Raw genomic sequence first — 3,457 nt, forward strand, 5'->3', positions numbered from 1 at the left:
ACCCGGTGTTTTACTTTCCTTTGTGATTGTTGGATTAGCATCATCTGTAACTACATAAATTCTTGATATATCGTCCGGGTCTTTACTCATGTCATGAGTTTCCCTCTCTGTGGTAGCTTCTGTTACGGCCTCAGTTGTTTCAGGTACGGTTTCATTCTTTTTAATGTTAACGCTTCCCAGTAAAGTTCCATCCTGTGCATAATATGCCACTGTTGATGTCCCTAAAAGTGCTGTTAAATATACAACCGCTCCTGCACCGTCAATTGCCACTGATTCATTTCCTACTTTATTTCCATTAATTGTAACGTAACCTATGGCTACCTTTGTACTCATGTATATTCCATCTGCATTGGCAAATCCCGGATGCTGTACATTTACAACAGTAATGTTATCTGCACTTGCATATGAATACATGTTATTTGAATTGTCTACTGTTATCCATTCTTTATCACCTGTAACCGGCTTAACAGTTGTCGGTTCAGGTGCTTTCGTTGTTTCAATTACTGAAGGAGTAGTGTCCGTAAGAGTTACATTCTTAAAGTTTAATGTAGTTCCTGCGGCAACTTTTCCTAAATCAAACATAAACTGTACCGTGTCATTGGTAGGTTTAAATGTTCCTGAATAAACATTATCTCCTGATACTAATGTTTTTGTGCCAAAATTAATATCTCCAACTTCATCCTTCATGAAGACCGAAGCTCCTGCCTGATTGGAATTAACTGTTACACTATATGAATATGTGTGTCCCGGTGTAACACTTAATTTCTTTGTATGGGCATTCATTCCCCATTCCTGTCCGCCGCTTGCCGTAACTTTCAATGAAAAATCATTTAAGTCTGAACCACCTTTATATCTTGCTGCAGTTCCTGCCCAGGATGAACCTACATAGTAATTCCAGCTTCCAAGGTTTACAGTATTATCTGATGCACATGTTGTGTATCCGTCATCTACCTGTGTAGGCTGAGTAACGTTTTCTGTCTTTTTATTTATTACAAAGTCAGAATCTGAACCCTGATATACTCTTACATAGTCAACGTACATAATCGCATTGGAAAAGCTGTCACTTACAGTCTGATACTGGGTAAACGGTGTATTTGGGCCTCCAATGGCAAGGTTTAACAAAATATAATGATTTCGCTGAAATTCTTCCATTGCTGCACTTGAAATACTCATGGTTTCATAGCATGTATCATCTACAAACCATTTCATTACATCTCCATACCATTCCACTGAATATCTGTGCCACTGTTCAATACTTCCTATGTAACCAAACTGACCGTTTGTTTCACTTCCTGCATACACATGATTATATGAATCCCATAATGAAGTACCCGGATTCCAATGTAATGTACCAATTGCAGTGTTTTCCGTGTTTCTGTGTTCCATAATGTCAATTTCGCCACAATTAGGCCAGTTTCCATTTTCACCCATCATCCAGAATGCAGGCCACACTCCTGACTGACTGCCATTTTGAACTCGCATTTTGCACTCAATTTTTCCGTATCTTGCAAACTGCTTTCCCTTTGTTGTCAGTCTTCCTGATGTAATCTGTCCATTTTCTCTCTGTGCCTTAATTGCAAGACATCTGCCGTCACTAGACTCCGAATCCCATGATGTATCTGCAATATAAACGTTATTTGTACTTGTTGTGTAATTCTGAATTTCGTTATTTCCCCATCCGCTGTTTCCGGTATCATAATTCCATACAGAAGTATCAACGCCACTTCCTACATTTCCGTTGAAATCCTCAGACCATACTAATTTCCATGATCCGCTTCCCCCTGATGATGTTACCGCCGCATTGACTTTATTAGCCGGTGTAAACTGTATTCCTGCTATTATAACAGCTACAGCAGTAAGCAATGACATAACCTTTTTAAACATATGCCCCCTCCTATTTACATTCTTTTTTATAGATTAACATTTTACAATTTAATACTCAATGTAATATGAAATTTGCTTACCTATTCTAAAAAAAAGCATCCCCTCCGAAAATATCTGTTCTTTTTCGGAAGGGAGATTTTACTTTATTTTACGATTGTATTTACCCAATCATAATCTTTTTCTATGTAGTTGTTATTAACATACTTAAAGGTACGATTTTCATTACTTTTTTATTTTCACTTTTTTCACTTTAGACCATTTGCTTGTGTATGTCTTCTTTCCGACTTTCTTCAAAGCTCTTGCTCTTACATACAATTTCTTTTTGTTTTTTAATTTTTTGCTCTTTAGTGTAAAACTTGTTTTCTTTACTGTCTTCTTCAAAACAACTTTTTTGAATTTTTTGCTTTTTGAAATCTGAACCTGATATTTTGTTGCTCCCTTTACTTTTTTAAGAGATATTTTAATCTTAACTGCCTTTTTAGATTTCTTAGCTGATTTTACAGCAGTTGCCTTAACCTTAACTTTTGTATCATTCTTTTTAGTGGTTGCCTGATTGTTGTTTTTTGTAGGTACAACTGTTGGTAAGTCTCCTCTGTTATGTGTTGTGGTTTCATCTACCGGCAAATCTCCTGTATTGGATGTTGTGGTGAATAATTCATGCCACGGATTTGTTATTATATCTCCATCATAGTCGCCATTTGCTCCTTTGGCACTTAAAGATAACACTCCAAATGTTCCTAAGGATAAAGTTGCAACTAATGCATACATTGCTATTTTCTTATACAATTTCATTCTATTACTAATCCTCCTGTTTATTTCTTAATTTTTACTCTCTTAGCCTTTGACCATTTTCCTGTGTATACTTTTTTGTTTACAACTTCAACAGCCTTTGCTCTTACATATAATTTTTTCTTATTCTTTAATTTTCTGCTTTTTATAGTAAATTTTGCTTTCTTAACAGTTTTCTTTACAAGAACTTTTTTAAACTTCTTTGATGTTGAAACCTGTACTTTATATTTCTTTGCTCCCTTTACTTTCTTAAGGGATATTTTTACTTTTGCAGATACTTTTTTCTTTGAAGCAGATTTAACCTTTACTCTCTTTACTGTAACCTTCTTAGTAGTTGCCTGCTGTGTAGGCTTTACTGTCGGCTTATTTGTTGGAACTACCGTTGGTTTGTCTGTCGGTACTACTGTTGGTGCTTCCGTTGGTGCCACTGTTGGGGCTTCCGTCGGTGCCACTGTTGGGGCTTCCGTCGGTGCCACTGTAGGTGCTTCCGTCGGTGCTACTGTAGGTGCTTCCGTTGGTGCCTCTGAAGGATTTCCTCTTTTAATAACAAATATAAGTTCTCCTTCTGTTTCAAGTTTAATCTTAACTATTGTATATGCATTATCAGGTAATAATGTTGGATTTAACTTAATAATGCCTGTACCTAACATAGTAATTACACCATCTGCCGGAGCCTGTCCATTAATTGTTACATCTGCATTGGCACCTTATAGCAATAGGTAAGGATTTGATATTATCTCCACCTTTTCCCCTGCTCTACACCGTACGTGAGACTTTCGCCTCA

Annotated in this window: 3 protein-coding genes; all 3 read right to left on the bottom strand. The window is 36.7% G+C overall.

The window, feature by feature from the left end; all coding sequences use genetic code 11:
- The coding region (locus tag Q5O73_RS10355) for a glycoside hydrolase family 16 protein (protein WP_302669644.1) at positions 1-1,884 on the bottom strand (1,884 nt) is incomplete at its 3' end.
- A gap of 222 nt (positions 1,885-2,106) precedes the next feature.
- The gene (locus Q5O73_RS10360) at positions 2,107-2,676 is read right to left on the bottom strand and encodes a hypothetical protein (protein WP_302669645.1); all 570 of its coding nucleotides are present in this window, start codon (positions 2,674-2,676) and stop codon (positions 2,107-2,109) included.
- A gap of 20 nt (positions 2,677-2,696) precedes the next feature.
- On the bottom strand, positions 2,697-3,323 hold the full coding sequence (locus Q5O73_RS10365) for a hypothetical protein (protein ID WP_302669646.1): 627 nt from the start codon (positions 3,321-3,323) through the stop codon (positions 2,697-2,699).
- Positions 3,324-3,457 lie beyond the last annotated feature (134 nt).

Source organism: Eubacterium sp. AF15-50 (assembly GCF_934835595.1).
Lineage (GTDB): Bacteria > Bacillota > Clostridia > Lachnospirales > Lachnospiraceae > Eubacterium_G > Eubacterium_G segne.